We start from the raw sequence: 21,529 nt of genomic DNA, 5'->3' as shown, positions 1-21,529 counted from the left end.
TTCTCCAGCTTTGGCGATTGGCGAAAGCGCCCGCGACATCCGATCTCCCCCCTTGAGCGGGAGATGGCCGGCAGGCCAGAGGGGGGCGCCTCGCGCAGAATTCTCAGTACTGCAATTGCATCCCGCTCAGAGCACGCCGCTCTGCATGGGCGTACCGCATGACTCTTCGCTTCGACAAGCTCGGCGTGGTCATCGCCGCGATCGTTGCCTATGCGGCGTTCGTCGCCCCGTTCGCTACCTTTCGCGCCAACCGCATCGTTCCGGGCCAGGCGCGCTCCATCCTCGAAGCGCTGCCGGCAACGACCGGATCGCTGCTGCTGGCGCTCGTCGTCGTCGCTGCGCTCATCGCGCTGTTGAAAACGCCGCTCGTCCTGCGTCTTGTCGCCAGCATGGTGGCACTCGCCGCTCTGACGTTTTTGATCGGCGCCGCCGGCACATTCCTGACGCCGGCCGGCAACACCTTCGCCCGCATCTCGCCGGCCTCGGGCTTCTGGTTGCTGATTTTCGCCTTCACTCTCTTGCTCGCCGATGTGCTGACACGGCTGAGCCTGTCGCCTTGGGGACGGGTCGGTGTGCTCGTCGTCGCGGCTTTGGCCATCGGCCTGCTTCTGGTATCGGGAAGCTGGGACAGTCTCTCGATCCTCAAGGAGTATGCCAATCGCGCCGACAGTTTCTGGGCCGAAGGCTCCAAGCATGTGACGCTGGCGCTGGGTTCGCTGGCGGCTGCGGTGATCGTTGGCCTGCCGCTGGGCATCCTCTGTCACCGCGTCGAACGGTTGCGCGCCGGCGTTCTCAATGTGCTGAACATCATCCAGACGATTCCCTCGATCGCGCTGTTTGGCCTCTTGATCGCGCCGCTCGGCTGGGTCGCCACGCACGTGCCCGGAGCCGCCGCTCTCGGCATTCGCGGTATCGGTACTGCGCCCGCCTTCGTCGCGCTGTTTCTCTACTCGCTGCTGCCGGTGGTGGCCAACACGGTGGTCGGGCTTGCTGGTGTACCCCGCGCGGCCAACGACGCCGCCCGCGGCATGGGCATGACCGACCGCCAACGCCTGTTCGGTGTCGAGTTTCCGCTGGCTTTCCCGGTGATCCTCACCGGCATCCGCATCGTGCTGGTGCAGAACATCGGCCTTGCCACCATTGCGGCGCTGATCGGCGGCGGCGGTTTCGGCGTGTTTGTGTTCCAGGGCGTCGGCCAGACGGCGATGGACCTGGTGCTGCTCGGCGTCGTGCCGACGGTGGCGCTGGCCTTTGCCGCCGCCATCATCCTCGACGCGGTGATCGAAATGACGACGACCAAACGCAGGGTTGAAACGGCATGATCGAGATCGAAGGCATTACCAAGCGCTACGATGCGACGACGGTGGTCGACGACGTGTCGATGGTTATCGAACCGCGCACGGTCTGCGTCATTGTCGGCACCTCCGGCTCCGGCAAGACGACGCTGCTGCGCATGATCAACCGGCTGGTCGAGCCGACCGCGGGCATGATCAAGCTCGATGGCGCCGACAACCGTTCGCTGCCAGGCTATCAGCTGCGCCGCAGCATCGGCTATGCCATCCAGGGCCACGGCCTCTTTCCGCACCATACAGTGGCGCAGAACATCGCCACGGTGCCGGTGCTGCTCGGCTGGGACGCGGACCGCATCAAGGCTCGCGTCGATGAGCTGATGACGCTCTACCAGCTCGATCCCGAAGCCTTCGGGCCACGCTATCCGCACGAACTGTCGGGCGGCCAGCAGCAGCGCGTCGGCGTCGCCCGCGCTCTGGCCGCCGAACCCAACGTGCTATTGATGGACGAACCCTTCGGCGCTCTTGACCCGATCATCCGCACCAAAGCGCAGGAGGATTTGCTGGCGATCCAGAAACGCTTCGGTACCACCATCATTCTCGTCACCCATGACATGGAAGAGGCCGTGCATATGGGCGACAAGATCGCCGTCATGGATGCCGGCAAGCTGGTGCAATATGCCAAACCGGAAGAGATCCTGGCGCGGCCGGCTAGCGCCTTTGTCGAAACCCTGGTCGGCGCCAGCGAAAAACCGTTCCGGCTTTTGTCGCTCGGCCGCGTGCGCGATGCGGTGGAAAAGGGCACCGCCGAGGGCGAAGCTATTCCCGGTGATGCCAGCCAGCGTGATGCGCTGGCAGAACTCCTGTGGTCGGGCCGTCCGGCGCTGCCGGTCAAAGGCGCCGACGGCAAGCCGCTTGGCCGCGTCACGGTGGACGGGCTGGTCAAGCGCGCGGCGAGGCCGGCATGAAAGCCTGGCTTCCGTCACTGCTGAGGCTTGCTTTGGTGGTGCTGCTCGTCGCCTTCGTCACCAATCCCGGCTGGTTCGAGCCGCTGCTGAAGCCGTTGACCGAAAACAACGCGCCGGCGATCTACAATCAGGGCAGCCTGCTGTCGCTGACGCTGCTGCATCTGAGGACCGTGCTGATCGCCACCGTGGCCGCCACCATAGTCGCGGTGGCGCTCGCCATCCTGGTCACCAGGCCGGCCGGCGTCGAGTTCCTGCCGCTGTCGCGCAGCCTGGTCAATATCGGCCAGACTTTTCCGCCGGTGGCGGTGCTGGCGCTGGCAGTGCCGGCCGTCGGTTTCGGCGAGAAGCCGACCTTGATCGCGCTGTTCCTCTATGGCCTGCTGCCGATCTTCGAAAACGCGCTGACTGGCCTGACGACATTGCCCGGGAATGTGGTCGAGGCGGCGCGCGGCGCCGGCATGACCGGCTGGCAGCGGCTGGTCAAGGTCGAACTGCCGCTCAGCGCGCCGATCATTTTGGGCGGGATCAGGCTGTCGGTGGTGATCAGCCTGGCCACCGCCACGATCGGCTCGACCGTGGCGGCGAAGACTTTGGGCGAGGTGATCATCGCCGGCCTGTTGTCGAATAATCTTGCCTTCGTGCTGCAGGGTGGCCTGATCGTCGCGGCGCTAGCGGTGCTTATTTATGACGGGCTGTCGGCGATCGAGCGTTACACAGCGCGCCGGATGGGGCGTGAGGCGGAGTAGTTCCGTACGGCGCCGGAGCCAATTTCAATCGATCTAATAAGACGGCGGCGCCCACAGGCGCGCTGGCTCATACGCCTTTTCGGTGAAAGCCGGGCAAAAACCGAACAATATCTTGACGTTCCGAGCCCTGTTTCGCATACACCGCTGCGAAGGGACGGATTCCGCGTGGCGGACCGCTCCCCGTCTCAACGGCCCAGGGAGGGGTTCTTTTGGGCCACCAATCGAGGAAAATTCGGCAATGACCATAATTTCCGCTGTCATCGCCTGCGGCCTGCTTTCGATCCTTTACGCCATCTGGGCGACGCGTTCGGTCCTCGCGGCCGATCAGGGCAATGCACGCATGCAGGAAATCTCCGCGGCCATCCGCGAAGGCGCGCAGGCCTATCTGGCGCGCCAGTACACCACCATCGCCATGGTTGGCGTGGTCGTGCTCGTTCTCGCCTGGTGGCTGCTTTCGATTACCGCTGCGATCGGCTTCCTGATCGGCGCGGTGCTGTCGGGCGCCGCCGGCTTCATCGGCATGCACGTCTCGGTGCGCGCCAATGTGCGCACCGCGCAGGCGGCGTCGAACAGCCTCGCCGCCGGCCTGGATATCGCCTTCAAATCGGGCGCCATCACCGGCATGCTGGTGGCCGGCCTCGCCCTGCTCGGCGTTTCGATCTACTACCTCATCCTGACCCACTTCATGGGCCTCGAGCCCAACGACCGCATCGTCATCGACGCGCTGGTCTCGCTCGGCTTCGGCGCCTCGCTGATCTCGATCTTCGCCCGTCTCGGCGGCGGCATCTTCACCAAGGGCGCCGATGTCGGCGGCGATCTCGTCGGCAAGGTTGAAGCCGGCATTCCGGAAGACGATCCGCGCAATCCGGCCACCATCGCCGACAATGTCGGTGACAATGTCGGCGACTGCGCCGGCATGGCCGCCGACCTGTTCGAGACCTATGCGGTGACCGTCGTTGCCACCATGGTTCTGGCTGCCATCTTCTTCGGCGGCACCGCGGCTCTGGGCGCGGCGATGCTCTATCCGCTCGCCATCTGCGGCGCCTGCATCCTGACTTCGATCGTTGGCACCTTCTTCGTCAAGCTCGGTTCCAACGGCTCGATCATGGGCGCCCTCTACAAAGGCCTGATCGTCACCGGCCTGCTGTCGATCGTCGGCCTCGGTGTCGCCACCTCGGCAACCGTCGGCTGGGGCGAGGTCGGCACCGTCGCCGGCATGGTCATTATCGGCAAGAACCTGTTCATCTGCGGCCTGATCGGCTTGGTGGTGACCGGTTTGATCGTGGTGATCACCGAATACTACACCGGCACCAACAAACGCCCGGTCAACTCCATCGCCCAGGCTTCGGTGACCGGCCACGGCACCAACGTCATCCAGGGCCTCGCGGTCTCGCTGGAATCGACGGCGCTTCCGGCCATCGTCATCGTCGGCGGCATCATCTCGACCTACCAGCTCGCCGGCCTGTTCGGCACGGCGATCGCGGTCACCACCATGCTCGGCCTCGCCGGCATGATCGTCGCCCTCGACGCCTTCGGCCCGGTCACCGACAATGCCGGCGGCATTGCTGAAATGGCCGGCCTGCCCAAGGAAGTGCGCCACTCCACCGACGCGCTCGACGCGGTCGGCAACACCACCAAGGCGGTGACCAAGGGCTATGCCATCGGTTCGGCCGGTCTCGGCGCGCTGGTGCTGTTTGCCGCCTATTCGAACGACCTCAAGTTCTTTGCCGCCAATGGCGACAAATATCCCTACTTCCAGGGCATGGGCGATGTCTCCTTCGACCTCTCCAACCCTTACGTCGTCGCCGGCCTGATCTTTGGCGGCCTGATCCCGTATCTGTTCGGCGGCATCGCCATGACGGCCGTCGGCCGCGCGGCGGGAGCCATCGTCGAGGAGGTGCGCAAGCAGTTCCGAGAGGATCCGGGCATCATGGCCGGCACCTCCAAGCCGAACTATGCGCGCGCCGTCGACCTGCTGACCAAGGCGGCAATCCGCGAAATGATCATCCCGTCGCTGCTGCCGGTGCTGGCGCCGCTCGTCGTCTATTTCGGCGTGCTGTTGATCTCGGGTTCGAAGGCGTCCGCCTTTGCCGCCCTCGGCGCTTCGTTGCTCGGCGTCATCGTCAACGGCCTGTTCGTCGCCATCTCGATGACTTCGGGCGGCGGCGCCTGGGACAACGCCAAGAAGTCCTTCGAGGACGGTTTTGTCGACAAGGACGGCGTCAAGCACCTGAAGGGCTCCGAGGCGCACAAGGCCTCGGTGACCGGCGATACGGTCGGCGATCCCTACAAGGACACCGCCGGTCCGGCGGTCAACCCGGCGATCAAGATCACCAACATCGTAGCACTTCTGCTGCTGGCCGTGCTCGCGCACGGCTGATCCAGCGCCCAACGCTGAAAGACAAAACCCGCGGGAGCGATCCCGCGGGTTTTTCTTTGCGGATGTCGGGACGTTGATGTCCGCAACGAGCCCCAGGGTCGCATGGAAGCCGTCTAGGGCTCGGAACCCGCGACCATAGCTTGCCGTCCCAAAACAAAAACCCGTGGGATTGCTCCCACGGGTTTTTGGTCGCCTGAGATGGTGCTGCTTTCCCTTGGGGGAAGGCAGAATCGGATGATCAGGGCGTGCCGCCGCCGGGCAGGCCGGGCGCCAGCTTGCTGGCGCCGTTGATGATCTGGCTGAGGAAGTTCTGGTCCTTGCCGCCGGTCGGCGTGGTGCGCGAGATGAAGTCGAATACCTTGCCGTCCTTCAGGCCGTAATTGGCGATCTGGGTGACACGGCTGTCAGGGCCGAAATAGACCGCCAGCACTTTCTGATCGACCAGATGCGGCTTGTCGAAGGCGACGTAACGCTTGCGCGTCTGCGAAATGTAATAAAAGGCCTCATTGTCGAAGGTCGCCGTCGTCGACGGCGTGCCAAGCGCCAGAAGCACTTGTTCGCGGCTGGAACCGACCGGAACCGAGTCGACCGCCTGCTGATCGATGACGTAACCCTGCGTCAGCGTCTCACTCGGATTGAGATCGCCGATCATCTTGGACGAGTTGCAGGCGGAGAGCGCCGAAGCGATCACCAGCAGCGAGATCATGCCAGCAGGCCTGGGCAAAAAAGTCGACTTGAATTTCAGCGCGCGCAACTACAACTCCATAAGCCGGCCGCAACTTGCGCTGGGCCGCAAAACCGGTAAACCAGCTTGCTTGCCGATGCAACAAGGCCCATTCAACATACGGTCCCCAGGAGACCAACCCTCAATGTTCCAGCGCCTTTTTGGCCGCGAACGTCACGCCAACCGCGCTATCACCGAGGCGCTTTACGCACAAATCGTGGCAGCGGCGCGGCAGACTTTGTTTTATTCCGACTGGAATGTGCCGGACACGCCGCTCGGCCGTTTCGAGATGCTGTCGCTGCATATGTTCCTGTTTCAACACCGGCTACGCGGTGAGAGCGGTGTGGCCACGGAGGTTGCGCAGGTGCTGATCGACGAATTTTTCCTGGATGTCGAGCATTCGCTGCGCGAACTCGGCATTGGCGACGTCGGCGTGCCGAAGCGCATGAAGAAACTGGCGAAAATGTTCTTTGGCCGCACCGCCGCCTATGACGGCGCGCTGGAGCGCGACGACCGCGACGCGCTGGCCGCCGCGCTTGCCCGCAATGTCAGGCCCGACGCCGGCGCCTGGCCGCAAGCAGCGCTGCTGGCCGGCTATGTTGTTGATGTCGACCGGCGCCTGGCGGCACAGCCGACCGAATCGATCGTTTCCGGCAAGGTGGTGTTTCCAGTCCCAGGCCAGACTGAAGGAGGAACCCAATGAATCCTGCGGATCTCCCAAGCCCTGTGTCTTTCAAGGCAAATGTCGCCCGCCTGCCGCACAAGGGCCTGATGGTGGTGATCGACGCCGATGCCGCGCAGCGTATCGCTCTGGCCGAAGAGCACGATCTGCTTTCGGTCGAACGCTACCGCGCCGAACTGCTGGTGGCGCCATGGAAGCGCAACGGCGTCAAGGTCAGCGGCCATGTCGTGGCCGACATCACGCAGGCCTGCATCGTTACCCTCGAACCGGTCGCAGCACATATCGACGAGCCGGTCGATGCGCTGTTGCTACCGGAGCAGTCCAAGCTTGGCCGGCAGGGTTTTGACGGCGGCGGCGAAATCCTGCTCGATGCCGAAGGTCCGGACAGCCCGGAGACATTTTCCGGCGACACGATCGATGTCGGGGCGCTCGCCGAGCAGTTCTTCGGACTGGCCATCGACCCGTATCCGCGCAAGCAAGGTGTGTCGCTGGACTCCGTTGGCGATACGGAACCGGAAGAGAGCGATTTCCAGAAAAAGCTGCGATCCTTGTTGGGAAAATCCTAAAAGCCGATCCAATATTAGAAAAGTCGGTTGTGCGGCAGCCCAAAACCGCTATTTTCGCCGAACCTTCGCGACCCCGTATTTCGCGAGGCCGCCGGCCCCAAGCAAGTGAGATAAGCACCGCGTGATCAGGATTTCCATCGATGCCATGGGCGGCGATCACGGACCAGCCGTGGTCATCCCGGCGCTCATGACGGTCGCTACAAGGCGTCCTGACATCCGCTTCATCATCTACGGACGCGAGGACGTGGTCCGCCCCGAACTCGCCAAATTTCCCAAGCTGGCTGATGTCAGCGAGTTCGTCCATTGCGAGATATCCGTCAGGATGGACGACAAGCCGAGCCAGGCGCTGCGCCACGGCCGCTGGAAATCGTCGATGTGGAAAGCAGTCGAGGCGGTCAAATCCGGCACGGCGCAGGCCTGCATCTCCGCTGGCAACACCGGCGCGCTGATGGCGATGTCGAAATTCTGCCTGCGCACCATGGCGACCATCGATCGTCCGGCGATCGCGGCAATCTGGCCGACGATGCGCGGCGAGAGCGTGGTGCTGGACGTCGGCGCCACCATCGGCGCCGATGCCCACCAGCTCATCGATTTCGCCATTCTCGGCACCGGTATGGCGCGTTCGGTTTTCGGCATCGACCGGCCGAAGGTTGGCCTGCTCAATGTCGGCGTCGAGGAGATCAAGGGCCAGGAAGAGGTCAAGGAAGCCGGGCGCATGCTGCGCGAGGCCAATCTGGCCTCGATGAACTATCACGGTTTCGTCGAGGGCGACGACATCGGCAAGGGTACGGTCGACGTGGTCGTCACCGAGGGATTTGCCGGCAATATCGCGCTCAAGACTGCGGAAGGCACGGTGAGGCAGGTCGCCGGCTATTTGCGCGCGGCGATGAGCCGGACGCTGATGGCCAGGATCGGCTATGTCTTCGCCAAGGGCGCTTTCGACCGCTTGCGCGAAAAGCTGGATCCCGGCCGCTCCAATGGCGGCGTGTTCCTCGGGCTGAACGGCATCGTGGTGAAAAGCCATGGCGGCGCCGATTCGAATGGCTTCGCGGCGGCGATCGAGCTTGGCTACGACATGGTGCGCAACAATCTGCTTGACCGCATCGAGGCCGATCTCGATCTGTTCCATGCGCGCAATCCGCATGCCCAGGCAAACAGGAAATCCGACGTCGTTGTCGACGCGAAGGAATAGGAACGAGCTTTGATCAGATCAGTCGTGCGCGGCACCGGTGCCGCGCTACCCCGCCGCATCATGAAGAATGCCGATTTCGAAGGCATGGTCGAGACCTCCGACGAGTGGATTGCCCAGCGCACCGGCATCCGCCAGCGCCATATCGCGGCCGATGACGAGACGACGGCTTCGCTGGGCGAGGCGGCGGCGCGCGCCGCCCTCGACAGCGCCGGCCTGACGCCGGCCGATATCGACCTGATCGTGCTGGCGACGTCGACGCCCAACAACACCTTTCCGGCGACCGCCGTCGAGATCCAGAACCGGCTCGGCATGCATCATGGCTTTGCCTTCGACATGCAGGCGGTTTGCTCGGGATTCGTCTACGCGGTGACCACCGCCGACCTCTATATCCGCGGCGGCCAGGCCAAGCGGGTTCTGGTGATCGGCGCGGAAACCTTCTCGCGCATCCTCGACTGGAGCGATCGCTCGACCTGCGTTCTGTTCGGCGACGGCGCCGGCGCGATCGTCCTGGAAGCCGGCGAGGGGGAGGGCAGCATTGCCGACCGTGGCGTGCTGGCGATGAGCCTGCGTTCCGACGGCGTCCACAAGGAGAAGCTTTTTGTCGATGGCGGACCATCGACAACCGGGACGGTCGGCCATCTCAGGATGGAAGGCCGCGAAGTGTTCAAGCACGCCGTCGGCATGATCACCGACGTCATCGAGGCGACGTTCTCCCAAGCCGGCATCACCGCCGCCGACCTCGACTGGTTCGTGCCGCATCAGGCCAATAAACGGATTATTGACGCTTCGGCCAAAAAGCTCGGGATAGAAGAGCGAAAGGTGGTGGTCACCGTCGATTTGCACGGTAACACCTCGGCTGCTTCCGTGCCGCTGGCTCTCTCAGTGGCGGTCGCCGACGGCCGCATCAAGAAGGGCGATCTGGTGCTGCTCGAGGCGATGGGCGGGGGCTTCACCTGGGGCGCGGTTCTCGTCCGCTGGTAAGTGCCGAACTGACGGGTTCGGTCCTTGACCTTGCCGGATCAATTACTTAGGCTCTGCCTTTGCTTGTATCGATTTATGTTTTTGAGCTGATGGGACGGTCGCATGGGGGGAAAGACACTTACGCGCGCCGACCTTGCCGAAGCTGTTTACCGCAAGGTCGGTTTGTCGCGCACGGAATCGGCTGAGCTTGTCGAAGCGGTTCTGGATGAGATTTGCGAAGCGATCGTTCGCGGCGAGACGGTAAAGTTATCGTCCTTTGCGACGTTCCACGTCCGCTCCAAGAATGAGCGCATCGGGCGCAATCCGAAGACCGGCGAGGAAGTGCCGATCCTGCCGCGCCGGGTGATGACCTTCAAGTCGTCGAACGTGTTGAAGAGTCGCATCTTGCGCTCTCACCAGAACAGCAAGGCCAAGGGCAGCAAATAGCCTCCGCGTCGAAGCTGGTTGAAAACGGTGGTCGGCTTTGACGCCGGGCTTGAATATTGTTTCATAAACCGCTGAAATAAAGCTCGATTCGGCACAATGAGCCGGATCGCCGTCCAGCGTGAGGATTCGCCCATGGACAAGAGCCCCGATGCTTTCCGCACCATCAGTGAGGTCGCCGAGGATCTCGACCTGCCGCAGCACGTGCTGCGCTTCTGGGAAACGCGTTTCAACCAGATCAAGCCGATGAAGCGCGGCGGCGGCCGCCGCTATTACCGGCCGCAGGATGTCGAACTGATCAAGGGCATCCGCCATATGCTCTACGACCAGGGCTATACGATCAAGGGCGTGCAGAAGCTGCTGCGCGAGAACGGCAATCATTTCCTGGTCGCCATCGGCAATGGCGACATGGCGGCGGTGGAAGCGATCTCGCAGCGCCGGCAGGCCGACGCGGTGCCGCTGACGCCCGCGGCCCAGCCGCGCGGCATGGACGACGAACTGGTCGGCCAGCCCAAGGTGAAGCCCAGCCGCCGCTTCTTCGGCCTCGGCAAGACCGACGACGAAGGCCCCGTCCAGCCGGATGCGTCGAAACTGTCGCGCGACAATCGCGCCTTGCTGCAGGAGGCGCTGTTCGACCTTCTGGAGTGCAAGCGCCTGCTCGATCAGGTGCGCTGACCGCAGGTCGATCGCTGCGTCGGCGCCCTGTTCTTCCAAAGCCGGAACCGGCTTTGCAGCCATGCGTTACCTGTCCTTCTGCAATGAAGGAAACACATCATGGCATCGCTTTCGAATCTCACCGACATCGACCTGGACAAGCAGGTCGCTGTCCTTTCCAAGGAACTGGCTGCGCTGCGCAAGGTCGTGGCCAAGCGGGGCGGCGCCTATTACGAAGACGGGCGTGACGCCGCGTCGGACTATTACGCGCAACTCGCCGATCGCATCGGTGACGCCTTGCCTGCGATCAGGAAGCAGGGCAGGGCGATCGAAAGGACGGCGCGCGGTCATCCGGCGACCGCCGCTGCCGTAGGCCTGGTGGTGGTCGGGCTTGTCGCCAGCCTGCTCTTCAGCCGCAGGTAGCGGCGTTCTGTTCCGGACATAAGAAAATGGCGGCCGTCCCGCGGACGACCGCCATTTCCTTGATCGGCGAATGATTTACTTCGCGAGCTTGATCTTGCCCTGCGGCGAAACCTGCGCCGTCTGGCTGCACTTACCATAGACGGTGCCGTTCTTGTCGGTGGCGTCGGTGTAGGTGCCCTTGCACTCGATCTCGAGCACCAGACAATGGCCTGCGCCCTTGCAAACCGCGCCACCGTCGCCGGTGGGATGCGTGCCATTGGCGAAAGCCGAGCCCGGCATGGAGACCGAGCCGATCGCCGAAATGGCGATGGCAGCGGCAAGGGACAGGCGCTTGAAGTTCGAATAGTTGGTCATTTGAGCATTTCCTTCTCTGGATCGTGGATCGCCGTTCTGGCGTCCTTCTGATTGGGATCGCCTTCTTGGCGTCCATGCCGACTTGGTGCGGCCCAGAGGGGAAAGGTTCACGCTACGGTTTCAAATTTTCGAGCCCGCAGGCAGCGAAGCGTTTTCGCCGACGTCGATCTTCAGGCTTCGCAATCCGCCAGTATCGGCTGCAAATGGCCAGGGTCGATCATGCATTTGGCGAGCAGCGCGCTGGCATAGACGCGCGCCAAGCCGGTGTGCTGCCTGCGCAGATAGTGCGATTGATCGAGCCGCCACAGCCGCTCGATTTCGCCGGCGAACGCCGGATTGGTGGTGGTGCCATAGCCAGCGCCGGGATAGACGACGATCTCGCCGGCGTAGAGACGATGATCGGTGACCAGGAAGTCGATGCGGATGTAGTCGAGGTTGCCGGCGAGAGCAGGGGAGATCGATACCGCCTGACGGACATAGTCGAGGAGCCGCGCATTGACGGGCACCGCCTGATCCTCGCGGGGATAGTCCGGATCGCGCCCGGGCAATGGATTGGCGTCCCGATCCAAAAGCAGCGAACGCCCCGCAGCCTTATCCTCGACCCAGGCATGCGTTACCACGCCGCCGCAAACATGCACCTTGATGTCGGTTGCGATCCTCGCGCCGGCGAGCGCCAGCCGCTCTTCCACGAAGACGGTGCGAACAATCGGCCAATAGGCCCATTCGCCATCACGGCGGCCATAGCGTTTTCTCAGCCAGCGCCTCGCTTTGGCGACGATGAAGCCGCGATCGGGGTCGCCGCCGGCAACGAAAATGTTCATCGCGCAGCCGTGGTTTGTCTTGACGACGACATCGCCGGCCAGCAGGTCGAGAGGAATGTCCAGGGGATCGCATCCGGACCAGAGCGTCCGTGGCAAGGCAAGTTCGGGGCAGGTGGCGCGGATATGATCTTTGGCCGCGAGCTTGTCGGTCAGTGTTACGAACAAAGGATTGCGGTCGATGGTTTTTCGCCAGAGCAACAGCTCGTGATAGGTCTCAGGCGCAGCCGGATTGGGCAGATAGCCCAATTTCCAGACGAACCGCACGACAAGGGCCGGGTGGCGAAGCGTCAGCAGCAGGCGCGTGGCAGCCAGAACGAGACGGTGTCTGGCCGAGATGTTGGCCTTCATAGGGATACCTCTCAGGAAAGTCCCTGTCAGGCCGGCAAGCGGGCCGATCGACCCGATATCATCCCCGTAGCATACATCACCCAGGCCGCATCAAGTCCTGCTTTGGCGAGGCGAGCATGGCGCACAAAAAACCAGCAGAAAGGCAGCCTGGGTGGAGGTCCAAAGCCAGCCTTCCTGCTGGACAAGACGGATACTAAATCTTCTTCGCAACCACCTTCTTGTGATGATGATGATGGTGGTGATGATGGCTGTGATGCCAGTGATGCCAGCGGTGATGATGATGGTGGTGGTGGTGATGCTTCTTGTGCAGTGGTGCCGCATCGGCGCTGCTGGCGCCGATGACCGGCAGCGAGACAGCCAGGGCGAAAGCCAGGCCGAGGGCCGACAGGAGAGACTTCTTCATGACTTCGGTTCCTTTTCAGCGCGGACGCTTTTGAGGACTTGAGCGCCGCAATTGGAACTATCCTCCTGGATTTTTTCGACAGTTTTTCCCGACTGTAGAATTTTGTTTCTGGATCGTGTCCGCGGGACTCCGGGGTTCGACACCTCACATCGGCGGCACGATGCCGTTGTTTCCGACGACGACCCTGGCAGAGGTGAGCGTGCCGTCGCTGCCGCGCTCGGCGGTGAGGAACACCGTCGCACCGGGCTTAAGGTCTCCAGGCGCGGCCGGCGCGAACGTGACGATCGGCGTGGTTTGCGGAATGGCGATCTGCTTCTTCTGGCCATTGTCATAGGTAAGCGTCACCATCCGACCGTCGATGTCGGTGACATCGGCGACGGTGCCGTTGGTCATCCGGCTGTTGGGCTGCAGATCCCACGGGCGGTCGCCTTCGCCGGCGCCTTTCAAGGCGGCGGGAAAAACCACGACCTCCAGCGCGCCGCTGCCGCCATCGGCTTTCGAGACCGACGCGATGCCGAGGAAATCGCCCTGCTTGATGTCCTGGGCGGATGCCTTGGCGACGCCGGAGATTCTCCACCCCTGTGCCAGCGTGATCGCGTCCATGTTGCCCTCGCGGGTCTTCACCGTCAGCGTCGATCCGGCAAGACCGACCACCGTGCCGCGCACGCGCATGGTGTCCGCCGCCTGCGCCGCAACAAGGCTGGTGCCGGCGAGGCTTGAAATCGTGCCGAGCACGATCGCGAATGTCTTCAAATTCATGGGTTCGGTCCTTTTGCGAAGGGCTGGCCAGGATGGTTGGCTTGCCAGCCACAGCAGTTCAACGAACGAGAGGCTCAAAACCGTCGAACAATTCGACGCGCGGCCCTTCAAAAGAACTTGATCGGCAGAAGACCGGCCCGTGCGCAAAACGGCCATTCCCATGTTGGTTCACGATGCCGTGACGCCTCCATTGCCCCTTGGCAAATAGTTAATGAGCAGGCATTCTCCCGCCTCTCAGGCAACACCCATGATTTGATCCAAAACTCTTTCAGCCCACGGAGTTGCCAATGCCCCAAAGTGCAAAACGCGAAGCCCTCTCCGAACTGGTAGCGACAGACATTGCGCCCGACCACAGCGCGCTGCGAGCCATACGGGAAAGTCGGGGATACAGCCTTGAAGCGCTGTCCCTGACGTGTGGCCTGTCGACCCACGAGATTGCCAACATCGAGAACGGCAAGGATCATGATCCGTCGAGGCTTCGGCGCATTGCGACCGCGCTTCGACTGCCGGAAAGCGCGCTGATCGATCCAGCAGTGCTGGCGCAACCCTTGGAAAGGCGAGCCGTCTGACAGCAGCGACGGCAAGCGTCTGCAAAACAAGCCCGCCATGGTTTGACCTGGCGGGCTCTTTTGTGTTCGAGCGGCGTATTTCTCGCTTCAGGTGTTGAAAGGCGGAAGGTTGCCGGCGGTTGGTGGGGAAGCTATCCAGTGAGCCCCAGCCATATTTCGAAGGAAACAACGGCGACATGAGTCTTGAATCGGTCCGTGCCTTTCTCGCTGCCCGTGCCCCCGATGTTGAGGTCGTGGTGACGCAGGCCAGTTCGGCAACGGTGGCTCTGGCGGCTGAGGCGCATGGCGTGGAGCCGGCGCAGATCGCCAAGACGATCTGCTTGCGCGTCGGCGATCAAACGATGCTCGTCGTCGCCAGTGGGATTTCACGGCTGGACAACCGCAAATTCAAGGACCGTTTCGGCGGCAAGGCGCGCATGCTGGACGCCGAGCAGGTCTTCGCGGCCACAAGCCATCCTGTCGGAGGCGTCTGCCCGTTTGGTCTGCCGGCGCCGCTTCCAGTCTATTGCGACGTGTCGCTGCGCGACTTCGACGAGGTTGTGCCGGCTGCAGGTGCAACCAACGCCGCCGTGCGGCTCAACCCGCAGCGCATGGCGCAAATCGTCGACGCCGAGTGGGTCGATGTCTGCCAGTAAATGCTATGCGTTGGATGGATGTTTCGTCCGCGCGTTAGAATCCGGTGCATAACATCCACGCGTCATCCATTAGTCCTTGCTGATGTATATCTCCCGGAGCTAGCGTCTTTCGGGGCTTTCAGAAGGCGAAATGCTAAAGCGGATCGTAGCGCCGACCAAAACCAGTTCGCGCCAATTCAACTTTCTTGTTCCTGACGATGTCATCGACGCTGTCGCGCGGTACATCGAATGCTCTGCTCCCGGACGCATCATCTCAACGTTTTCGGCAGTTCAGTCAGTGCGGGATAACGTCTGCGATTGCGAGCTATCGGACGATCAGATCGAGCGCTACGCGGTACTGTTCGCAGCAGACCAGGGCCTTGCGGTGCATTTCGATCGGAGAGGAAGCCAACGGGATCTGTTTTCGAGCCTGGCCAGGAGCCACTGGCGCCTCGTGCCGATCTGGAAAATCAAAAGCGCGGCGGCGTCGACGCACCTGTTTCACAGGTCGCCGTCAGGCGGTTTGAGCGCCTTTCGTTCCGAAAACAACAGGGTGCCTGCGGGTGTCACCTTGATCCCCGCTATTGGGAGATCGCAACGATGCCTGCCCAGGACGACGACTATCGAACCAACAGAGCCGACTATCTGATAGCGGCGGACGGCCGAGCGATCCCGGATGGCGATCGCGATGAGCACCTGGCAAGAAAAAAGAAGTCCCTGTGGCTAAGCGATCTTCGATCCGCCAAATTGGCTGCAAATCCTTCGGACAGCTCGCCCGAGCCGAAATCCAGACCGCGCGTCTAGCGACATGGCGCCAGCCAGTTCCACTCTTTTAATTTCCTTTGTTTGCAACGCGCTCCTTGCATCGCAACGACAAAACCCCGCACGTCGCGGGTTTCAAGGGTCGTGACGGCGGAAGGCTTGGGGAGCGCAGGATCCGGGACTGGAAGCCGACTTTCGAACGCAAAAAGTGATCGCGGAAGCATTTCGCAGCCCGCGCCTCCTACCTCAAACTGATAGGGACCAAGGTCTTAGATCTCCTAGGTGCAAAGTCTGATCGAACCTGTTCGGTTCTGGCAATGTCCATTGCACGTTCCGTAGTTTAGCGACTGCGCATAATGGTCATCGCCTCGGGGACCTCCAATCTACCTCATTGGGCCATCTTGCATTCCGGATTCGGCCTTGCACTCCATCGGCTGCGGCCCGCTTCGGGGAAACGCTCAAAGCCCATGGTTGACCAGAGGAGAGGTGACCAGGATTGTTCAAGAAACAAGTGTGTTTCCGCCGTGAAGAGGCTCGCCACCGGTAGGCGGCGGGCCAAATACGAGAGGAGAACGAACTTGGACACCTTGATAGCGCTTGCCGCTCTGGCCGTATCTCTGGTTGCTCTTGGCATGTCCGTCTACTTTTGGAGGCGCCAGTTTCGCCCGATCGTAACGGCTACGGTCAAAACTCACAGCGCAGGGAACAATGGGATCGCCTACAAGCTCGTGGTGCTGAACTCTGGATCAATTCCCGCGACAAATATCCGCCTGATCGTACACGACCAGGCTGGGCTCAAAGCGGCGCTCGGACTGGGTGCCAATGAGGATGACAAAAGGCGATGGCTGGCGTGCTTCAATCAGTCGACGGAAATTCCGCTCCTCCAAAACGGCGACCAGACGTCATGCTCATTTGGGATGACGCACACAGATCCGCGGCAAAGCTTTTGGAAACCGCAGGCGGTGTTTCCAATCCGCATTGAGTATCAGGACTGGTTCGGCGCCAAGTATGACTCGGACCCGCTTAACATGTTGCAGATCGCCGACTCTGACCGCTTCACCGCTGCTCGCCGGTGAAAAAGGAGCCGCCATCAACCCTCGCCACAGCAAAGGAGATCGGCGACAAGGTCCGGATCGAAGAGATCACCCCAACCTTGAAGCGCTGATCGCTATTCTGGATCGCGGAAAGCGCCCGGCGCCCTCCTTTTGACACTGAACAAACCAGAGGGGCGCCGAGCTTTTTACCGACGACGCTTTGAGGGAAGCGCGCCGAGTGGTAAGTGTACCGTTCTCGCTGGAGTTGTGGGAATACAGCCTTTTGGACGATGGTCCGCAGCGAACGCTGGCGAAGATGGCCGGCGCCGCGAGGGCGCTTGTTGGGGTGCCTTAGGTGGGGGGCGCCGGCCAGGCGGAAAATGGGGTCCGCCGCCAAGATAGGCTAACAGACGGGCCGCAGCTGCATATGGTGTGATCGCGGAAGTCAGGGCCTCGCCGGCAGTGCCAACACCACAACCGCGAGAATAGTCAGCGCAGAAATCGAGCGACGGGCCTGAACCGCCGTCACCACGCCGCCTACGATAGAAACCCGCTTCGGCGGGGTTCTTCATGTACTGGCTACAGGGTGGCTAAATTTTCATAGCCACCTCTGGGGAAATGACTAAGCCTTTGTTCTAAATGGTCGGAGTGGCCGGATTCGAACCGACGACCCCTTGACCCCCAGTCAAGTGCGCTACCGGGCTGCGCTACACTCCGGACCGGTCGCGATGTATCGTGATAAGCCGTGTCGGGTCAACCGAATTCGGCGGTTTTTCTGCCGGATGGAATTGCCACCGATTGTGCAGACAGCGCCGCCGGCCGCAACAGCCGCTGGTGACGGTATTCGAGCGCGATGGCGCCCCAGATCAGGCCGAGCAGCAGATAGACGTGGCGCCAGTGGTCGATGTCGATGAAGGTGCCGAGCCCGATATTGCCGATGAAGGCGACATAGGCGCACAAGAGATAGGGCTGCCATGGCCTGTCGCGCAGCAGGATGCGGAAGCCGGCAGCGATCGTCCACAAGGTCAGCGACAGGAACGAGACGAAGCCGAGCCAGCCATAGTCCATCAGCGTCTTCAGCCAGATGTCGTGCGTGTCTTCGCCAAAGATCGTGCCGAAGACCAGCGGGCCGATGCCGAACGGATGTTCCAGCGCCATCTGGAAGCCGATCGTGTAGCGGGCGAAGCGGCCGAGACGCGCGGTGTCATAGCTCTGTTCCAGCTGGGCGCGGCTGGAAAACATCTCCGAGACGCCCGGCAGCTGGAGGATGACGATCATCGCGATCACCAGCAGCGCAAGTGCGGCGATGGTCATGACGACGACACGCAGCCGGAACCTGCCGCTGTTGCTTTGCAGGAACAGGCAGCCGGTGAGCAGGACCGCCGAGACGGCGAACATGCCCCAGGCGCCGCGCGAGAACGAGAAGAAGATACCGGCGGTGATGATCAGCAGCGGCACCGCCAAGAGCGGCATGCGCGCGATCGATCCGGTCAAAATGAGATAGAGCAGATAGATGCCGGGTAGCACCAGGAACGGCCCGAACACGTTTGGATCCTGGAAGGCGCCCTGGGCGCGGTCATATCTGGTGAAGATATCGGCGCCGGGGAAAGCGTGGAAATAGCCGGCAATACCGAGCAGCGAGGTCACTACCGCGGAGACGACATAGGCAATGAAGATCAGCCGGTAGAGGCCGGGCTGCACCGCGGTCACCGAGGCGAAGAACACGGCGGTAAAGGCGAGGAACAGCGACACCGCGAGATAGAGCGGCGTGTTGGCGAGATCCGACATCTGCGTCATCGCGATCATGCCGCCGATGTTCATCGTTAGCAGCAGCACCAGCAGCGGCACTGCCGCGCGCGAGATGCGCAGGCCGAAAAGCGCCCAGACGCCGATCAGCCCGACCATGTAGAGATCGTAGGGCGCCGGCTCGTCGATGACGAAACCGGACAGAAACACGCCGAGGAAAACCGCGCCCGACGCAATCAGCGCGATCAGCTTGGCGTTGACCGCCGCAGGCGGCAACGTGTTGGCCGGCGACACATGCGTGATGGCGCTCAATACGCGTTTTCCGTGTTGAGCAGCCGCACCGGCGTTAACAGCAGGATGCGCAGATCGAACAGCAGCGACCAGTTCTCGATGTAGTAGAGGTCGTACTCCGTGCGCATGCGGATCTTTTCGTTGGTGTCCATCTCGCCGCGCCAGCCATTGATCTGCGCCCAGCCGGTGACGCCGGGCTTGACCTTGTGGCGGGCGAAGTAGCCGTCGACCACCTCATTGTAGAGAAGGTTGTGCGACTGGGCGGCAATGGCGTGCGGGCGCGGACCGACCAGTGACAGCGATCCCAACAGCGAGTTGAAGAACTGCGGCAGTTCGTCGATCGAGCTTTTGCGGATGAAGCGGCCGACGCGGGTGACGCGTGGATCGTTCTTGGTCACCGTCTGCTTGGCGGTCGGGTCCGAGCGGTCGGTATACATCGAGCGGAATTTGTAGACCTCGATGATCTCGTTGTTGAAGCCATGCCGCTTCTGCCGGAACAGCACCGGTCCCTTGCTGTCGAGCTTGATGGCGATGGCCGTGGCTAGCATGACCGGCGAGAACAGGATTATGCCGATGATCGAGAAGATGATGTCGAAGGCGCGCTTGGCCACCGAATCCCAGTCGTTGATAGGTCTGTCGAAAATGTCGAGCATCGGCACCGAGCCGATATAAGAGTAGGCGCGCGGACGAAACTGCAGCGCATTCGAATGCGCCGACAGCCGGATATCGACCGGCAGCACCCACAGCTTCTTCAACAGCTGCAACACGCGTGATTCGGCGGTCAGCGGCAGCGACACGATCAGCATGTCGATGCGTGCGATGCGGGCGAACTCGATCAGCTCGGAAATGTTGCCGAGCTTGGGATAGCCGGCAACGATGGGCGGTGAGCGCTTGTCGTCGCGGTCGTCGAAGATGCCGCAGATGCGGATGTCGTTGTAGGGCTGCTTTTCGACCGAGCGGATCAGCTGCTCAGCTGCCTTGCCGCCACCGACGATGACGGCGCGGCGCTCCATGCGCCCGTTGCGCGCCCAGCTGCGGATCAGCTTCGACATCACCAGCCTGAGGCCGAAGATCAGCACGAAACCGGCGACGAACCAGGCGCCGAAGAGCAGGCGCGAATAGTCCTCCGACATCTTGAAGGTGAACGCCGTCAGCGCCATCAGCGCATAGGTGCCGGCCCAGACCACCAGGATGCGGCCGAAATTGGCGACCGGCCGCATCAAGGCGACGATCTGGTAGCAGTCGCTGACATCGAGCAGCACCACGGCGAGGAACGAGGCAGCGGCGATAGTCAGCGGATATTGCCAGGCGAGATAGTTGAAGAAGCCGACATAGTGGAAATAGAGCAAGAGTCCGGACGCGAACAGCAGCGCGAATTCGACCAGGCGCAAGACGCCGCTGACCATGATCGGCGACATCGTATCGCGCCGGTACTGCGAAGCGACCTGGCGGGCGACGTCGTTAAGGCTGCCGGGCGCATCACCTTCAGCAGGACTGTCGAATTTGCGCACCGCGTCGGAAGAAAAGCGGCGCGTGGGGTCGATCTCGTTCATGGAACTTCCCGCGGGATTCACTCAACTGCATAGCAAAAGAGAGCTAAGAAAGCCTTGAAGCAACAGGTGGCTTTGGAAAGGGTTTGGCGCCCGAGGGCCGCGAAGCAGAGCTTAGCGCCCGAGGGCGGCGAAGTAGGCTTTTTCGATTTCGGCCGCCATGACGTCGGCGCCGAAGCGCGCCTTGAGGTCGATGGTGCCGGGCATCAGGCTGATGTAGGCGTCGAGGTCGGCCAGCGCCTCGCTCACTCTGTCGCCAAGCTCGCGCGGATCGGGCCGGATCAGGGCAGGTGAGTCGGCGCCGAAGATTTCCGGTATGCCGCCGACGGCGGTGGCGATCATCGGCATGCCGGCGGCCAGCGTCTCCAGCACGATATAGGGCATGGCTTCCGCGCGGGATGGCACGACGACCAAATCGGCCAGCGCAAAGGCATCCCTTGCCGGCATCGGCGGCAGGAAGCGCACATCGCCGTCGAGCCCGAGCCGTTTCACCTGTGCATGATAGCGCGGCAGGTCGTCGCCATCGCCGACCATCACGGCGTTCAAGCGACGGCCAAGCCGGGTTGCGGCCAGCACCAGCGCATCGATGAAAATGTCGGGTCCTTTGAGGTCGCGCATCATGCCGATGTAAAGCAGGTCGGCGGCGTCCGGTGTCGTGCCGACCGGCTCGAACTCGGCGGCGCGCAGGCCGTTATAGACCAGCCTGTTGGGGATCGGCGGCTCGCCGACTTTCCGGCGATAGGTCCGCCTCTCATAGTCGGAGACAAACAGCAGGCAGTCGGTGAAGCGGCCCATGAAGCGTTCGAGGGCGAAGAACAGCTTTCCCGTGGCCGTGGTTTCGTCATAGTGGAGAGAGCCACCATGCGGCGAATAAAGGCGGGCTACGCGAGACCTTGATACCCGCAACAATGAGCCGAACAAACGGGCATAGGCGCCACCCTTGGCGCCGTGCCCGTGAAGCACGTCCGGCCGCAATTCCTTGATGATCCTGTAAGTGCGCCAGGCCGAGGCGAGGTCGCCCGGCCCGACATGGCGCTGCATCGGCGTGCGATGGATGCCGAGCGCCAGGCTGCCTTTCATTTGGTCGAACAGGTGTTCCTCGAAATCGCCGCCCGTCGTCGAATCGCAGACGATACCGACGGAATGACCGGCGGCGACCTGCGCCTCGGTCAGATCGCGCACATGCCGGAAAATCCCTCCGACGGGTGAGCGAAAACAGTGGACGATCCTGAGCGTGTCCGCCACGTGGT

At 62.3% G+C, this 21,529-nt stretch carries 23 protein-coding genes and 1 tRNA gene; 15 read left to right on the top strand and 9 right to left on the bottom strand.

Going from position 1 to position 21,529, the window contains the following annotated elements; translation table 11 throughout:
• Nucleotides 1-158: 158 nt before the first annotated feature.
• The 4 genes from AC1DXU_RS16020 (at nucleotide 159) to AC1DXU_RS16005 (ending at nucleotide 5,383) form a co-directional block, all read left to right on the top strand.
• Entirely contained in the window at nucleotides 159-1,322 is a 1,164-nt protein-coding gene (locus tag AC1DXU_RS16020; RefSeq protein ID WP_477370024.1) for an ABC transporter permease, read from the top strand.
• Complete coding sequence (locus tag AC1DXU_RS16015) at nucleotides 1,319-2,257, top strand: ABC transporter ATP-binding protein (protein WP_477370021.1); 939 nt, start codon at nucleotides 1,319-1,321, stop codon at nucleotides 2,255-2,257. The genes AC1DXU_RS16020 and AC1DXU_RS16015 overlap by 4 nt, the downstream gene beginning before the upstream one ends.
• Nucleotides 2,254-3,003 (top strand): ABC transporter permease, encoded by a 750-nt coding sequence (locus AC1DXU_RS16010; RefSeq protein ID WP_477370017.1) that lies wholly within the window; start codon nucleotides 2,254-2,256, stop codon nucleotides 3,001-3,003. The genes AC1DXU_RS16015 and AC1DXU_RS16010 overlap by 4 nt, the downstream gene beginning before the upstream one ends.
• Nucleotides 3,004-3,241: 238 nt before the next feature.
• Nucleotides 3,242-5,383, top strand: a complete 2,142-nt coding sequence (locus AC1DXU_RS16005) for a sodium-translocating pyrophosphatase (RefSeq protein ID WP_477370014.1) — start codon at nucleotides 3,242-3,244, stop codon at nucleotides 5,381-5,383.
• A gap of 238 nt (nucleotides 5,384-5,621) precedes the next feature.
• Here the strand turns inward: AC1DXU_RS16005 and AC1DXU_RS16000 are convergent, their stop codons facing one another.
• Nucleotides 5,622-6,137: an outer membrane protein assembly factor BamE gene (locus AC1DXU_RS16000; protein WP_477370011.1), complete on the bottom strand. Its 516-nt coding sequence runs from the start codon at nucleotides 6,135-6,137 to the stop codon at nucleotides 5,622-5,624.
• A gap of 115 nt (nucleotides 6,138-6,252) precedes the next feature.
• Between AC1DXU_RS16000 and AC1DXU_RS15995 the strand changes: the two genes are divergently transcribed.
• From AC1DXU_RS15995 to AC1DXU_RS15965, 7 genes are all read left to right on the top strand, one after another.
• Nucleotides 6,253-6,810, top strand: a complete 558-nt coding sequence (locus AC1DXU_RS15995) for a ubiquinol-cytochrome C chaperone family protein (RefSeq protein WP_477370008.1) — start codon at nucleotides 6,253-6,255, stop codon at nucleotides 6,808-6,810.
• Nucleotides 6,807-7,355, top strand: coding sequence for a YceD family protein (locus tag AC1DXU_RS15990; protein ID WP_477370005.1), 549 nt, complete (start codon nucleotides 6,807-6,809; stop codon nucleotides 7,353-7,355). The genes AC1DXU_RS15995 and AC1DXU_RS15990 overlap by 4 nt, the downstream gene beginning before the upstream one ends.
• Before the next feature lie 121 nt (nucleotides 7,356-7,476).
• Entirely contained in the window at nucleotides 7,477-8,547 is a 1,071-nt protein-coding gene (gene plsX / locus AC1DXU_RS15985; protein ID WP_477317287.1) for a phosphate acyltransferase PlsX, read from the top strand.
• Between the two features lie 9 nt (nucleotides 8,548-8,556).
• On the top strand, nucleotides 8,557-9,528 hold the full coding sequence (locus AC1DXU_RS15980) for a beta-ketoacyl-ACP synthase III (protein ID WP_477370003.1): 972 nt from the start codon (nucleotides 8,557-8,559) through the stop codon (nucleotides 9,526-9,528).
• Nucleotides 9,529-9,630: 102 nt separating this feature from the next.
• Nucleotides 9,631-9,954, top strand: a complete 324-nt coding sequence (locus AC1DXU_RS15975) for an integration host factor subunit alpha (protein WP_477242842.1) — start codon at nucleotides 9,631-9,633, stop codon at nucleotides 9,952-9,954.
• Nucleotides 9,955-10,086: 132 nt separating this feature from the next.
• A complete protein-coding gene (locus AC1DXU_RS15970; RefSeq protein WP_477317291.1) occupies nucleotides 10,087-10,626 on the top strand; it encodes a MerR family transcriptional regulator in 540 nt (179 codons plus the stop codon).
• 99 nt (nucleotides 10,627-10,725) lie between these two features.
• Nucleotides 10,726-11,028, top strand: a complete 303-nt coding sequence (locus AC1DXU_RS15965) for a hypothetical protein (protein WP_477370000.1) — start codon at nucleotides 10,726-10,728, stop codon at nucleotides 11,026-11,028.
• A gap of 75 nt (nucleotides 11,029-11,103) precedes the next feature.
• Here the strand turns inward: AC1DXU_RS15965 and AC1DXU_RS15960 are convergent, their stop codons facing one another.
• The 4 genes from AC1DXU_RS15960 to AC1DXU_RS15945 form a co-directional block, all read right to left on the bottom strand.
• Nucleotides 11,104-11,382: a hypothetical protein gene (locus tag AC1DXU_RS15960; protein WP_477369997.1), complete on the bottom strand. Its 279-nt coding sequence runs from the start codon at nucleotides 11,380-11,382 to the stop codon at nucleotides 11,104-11,106.
• 170 nt (nucleotides 11,383-11,552) lie between these two features.
• On the bottom strand, nucleotides 11,553-12,551 hold the full coding sequence (locus AC1DXU_RS15955) for an ATP-grasp fold amidoligase family protein (protein ID WP_477369994.1): 999 nt from the start codon (nucleotides 12,549-12,551) through the stop codon (nucleotides 11,553-11,555).
• Between the two features lie 193 nt (nucleotides 12,552-12,744).
• Entirely contained in the window at nucleotides 12,745-12,954 is a 210-nt protein-coding gene (locus tag AC1DXU_RS15950) for a hypothetical protein (RefSeq protein WP_477317299.1), read from the bottom strand.
• 144 nt (nucleotides 12,955-13,098) lie between these two features.
• Nucleotides 13,099-13,713, bottom strand: a complete 615-nt coding sequence (locus tag AC1DXU_RS15945; RefSeq protein WP_477369991.1) for a hypothetical protein — start codon at nucleotides 13,711-13,713, stop codon at nucleotides 13,099-13,101.
• A gap of 287 nt (nucleotides 13,714-14,000) precedes the next feature.
• On the opposite strand from AC1DXU_RS15945, the gene AC1DXU_RS15940 reads away from it, so the two are divergent.
• From AC1DXU_RS15940 to AC1DXU_RS15925, 4 genes are all read left to right on the top strand, one after another.
• The gene (locus tag AC1DXU_RS15940) at nucleotides 14,001-14,282 is read left to right on the top strand and encodes a helix-turn-helix domain-containing protein (protein WP_477369988.1); all 282 of its coding nucleotides are present in this window, start codon (nucleotides 14,001-14,003) and stop codon (nucleotides 14,280-14,282) included.
• Between the two features lie 176 nt (nucleotides 14,283-14,458).
• Nucleotides 14,459-14,917, top strand: a complete 459-nt coding sequence (locus AC1DXU_RS15935; protein WP_477369985.1) for a YbaK/EbsC family protein — start codon at nucleotides 14,459-14,461, stop codon at nucleotides 14,915-14,917.
• Between the two features lie 579 nt (nucleotides 14,918-15,496).
• Nucleotides 15,497-15,700, top strand: a complete 204-nt coding sequence (locus AC1DXU_RS15930) for a hypothetical protein (protein WP_477369983.1) — start codon at nucleotides 15,497-15,499, stop codon at nucleotides 15,698-15,700.
• Nucleotides 15,701-16,236: 536 nt separating this feature from the next.
• Entirely contained in the window at nucleotides 16,237-16,734 is a 498-nt protein-coding gene (locus AC1DXU_RS15925; RefSeq protein WP_477317309.1) for a hypothetical protein, read from the top strand.
• Nucleotides 16,735-17,332: 598 nt separating this feature from the next.
• Here the strand turns inward: AC1DXU_RS15925 and AC1DXU_RS15920 are convergent.
• The 4 genes from AC1DXU_RS15920 to AC1DXU_RS15905 all read right to left on the bottom strand — a co-directional run bounded on the left by AC1DXU_RS15920 (nucleotide 17,333) and on the right by AC1DXU_RS15905 (nucleotide 21,524).
• Nucleotides 17,333-17,409: transfer RNA gene (locus AC1DXU_RS15920), tRNA-Pro, on the bottom strand.
• 36 nt (nucleotides 17,410-17,445) lie between these two features.
• A complete protein-coding gene (locus tag AC1DXU_RS15915; protein WP_477369980.1) occupies nucleotides 17,446-18,750 on the bottom strand; it encodes an O-antigen ligase family protein in 1,305 nt (434 codons plus the stop codon).
• Nucleotides 18,747-20,282, bottom strand: a complete 1,536-nt coding sequence (locus AC1DXU_RS15910) for an undecaprenyl-phosphate glucose phosphotransferase (protein ID WP_477369977.1) — start codon at nucleotides 20,280-20,282, stop codon at nucleotides 18,747-18,749. Before AC1DXU_RS15910 ends, AC1DXU_RS15915 begins: the two co-directional genes overlap by 4 nt.
• 111 nt (nucleotides 20,283-20,393) lie before the next feature.
• Nucleotides 20,394-21,524, bottom strand: coding sequence for a glycosyltransferase family 4 protein (locus AC1DXU_RS15905; protein ID WP_477369974.1), 1,131 nt, complete (start codon nucleotides 21,522-21,524; stop codon nucleotides 20,394-20,396).
• Between the last annotated feature and the right edge of the window lie 5 nt (nucleotides 21,525-21,529).

The organism is Mesorhizobium sp. P3_A10, assembly GCF_056403175.1.
The sequence above is the reverse complement of the archived record's forward strand: the minus strand, read 5'-3'. Positions and strand labels throughout refer to the sequence as shown.

Excerpts from the sequence above, each read along its gene's own strand:
- AC1DXU_RS15935 (WP_477369985.1), top strand. The coding sequence starts at position 14,459 with ATGAGTCTTGAATCGGTCCGTGCCTTTCTCGCTGCCCGTGCCCCCGAT.
- AC1DXU_RS15910 (WP_477369977.1), bottom strand. The coding sequence starts at position 20,282 with ATGAACGAGATCGACCCCACGCGCCGCTTTTCTTCCGACGCGGTGCGC.
- AC1DXU_RS15970 (WP_477317291.1), top strand. The coding sequence starts at position 10,087 with ATGGACAAGAGCCCCGATGCTTTCCGCACCATCAGTGAGGTCGCCGAG.
- AC1DXU_RS15930 (WP_477369983.1), top strand. The coding sequence starts at position 15,497 with ATGCCTGCCCAGGACGACGACTATCGAACCAACAGAGCCGACTATCTG.
- AC1DXU_RS15975 (WP_477242842.1), top strand. The coding sequence starts at position 9,631 with ATGGGGGGAAAGACACTTACGCGCGCCGACCTTGCCGAAGCTGTTTAC.
- AC1DXU_RS16020 (WP_477370024.1), top strand. The coding sequence starts at position 159 with ATGACTCTTCGCTTCGACAAGCTCGGCGTGGTCATCGCCGCGATCGTT.
- AC1DXU_RS15990 (WP_477370005.1), top strand. The coding sequence starts at position 6,807 with ATGAATCCTGCGGATCTCCCAAGCCCTGTGTCTTTCAAGGCAAATGTC.
- AC1DXU_RS15965 (WP_477370000.1), top strand. The coding sequence starts at position 10,726 with ATGGCATCGCTTTCGAATCTCACCGACATCGACCTGGACAAGCAGGTC.
- AC1DXU_RS15940 (WP_477369988.1), top strand. The coding sequence starts at position 14,001 with ATGCCCCAAAGTGCAAAACGCGAAGCCCTCTCCGAACTGGTAGCGACA.
- AC1DXU_RS15950 (WP_477317299.1), bottom strand. The coding sequence starts at position 12,954 with ATGAAGAAGTCTCTCCTGTCGGCCCTCGGCCTGGCTTTCGCCCTGGCT.
- AC1DXU_RS15995 (WP_477370008.1), top strand. The coding sequence starts at position 6,253 with ATGTTCCAGCGCCTTTTTGGCCGCGAACGTCACGCCAACCGCGCTATC.
- AC1DXU_RS15960 (WP_477369997.1), bottom strand. The coding sequence starts at position 11,382 with ATGACCAACTATTCGAACTTCAAGCGCCTGTCCCTTGCCGCTGCCATC.
- AC1DXU_RS15945 (WP_477369991.1), bottom strand. The coding sequence starts at position 13,713 with ATGAATTTGAAGACATTCGCGATCGTGCTCGGCACGATTTCAAGCCTC.
- AC1DXU_RS16005 (WP_477370014.1), top strand. The coding sequence starts at position 3,242 with ATGACCATAATTTCCGCTGTCATCGCCTGCGGCCTGCTTTCGATCCTT.
- AC1DXU_RS15955 (WP_477369994.1), bottom strand. The coding sequence starts at position 12,551 with ATGAAGGCCAACATCTCGGCCAGACACCGTCTCGTTCTGGCTGCCACG.
- AC1DXU_RS16015 (WP_477370021.1), top strand. The coding sequence starts at position 1,319 with ATGATCGAGATCGAAGGCATTACCAAGCGCTACGATGCGACGACGGTG.
- AC1DXU_RS16010 (WP_477370017.1), top strand. The coding sequence starts at position 2,254 with ATGAAAGCCTGGCTTCCGTCACTGCTGAGGCTTGCTTTGGTGGTGCTG.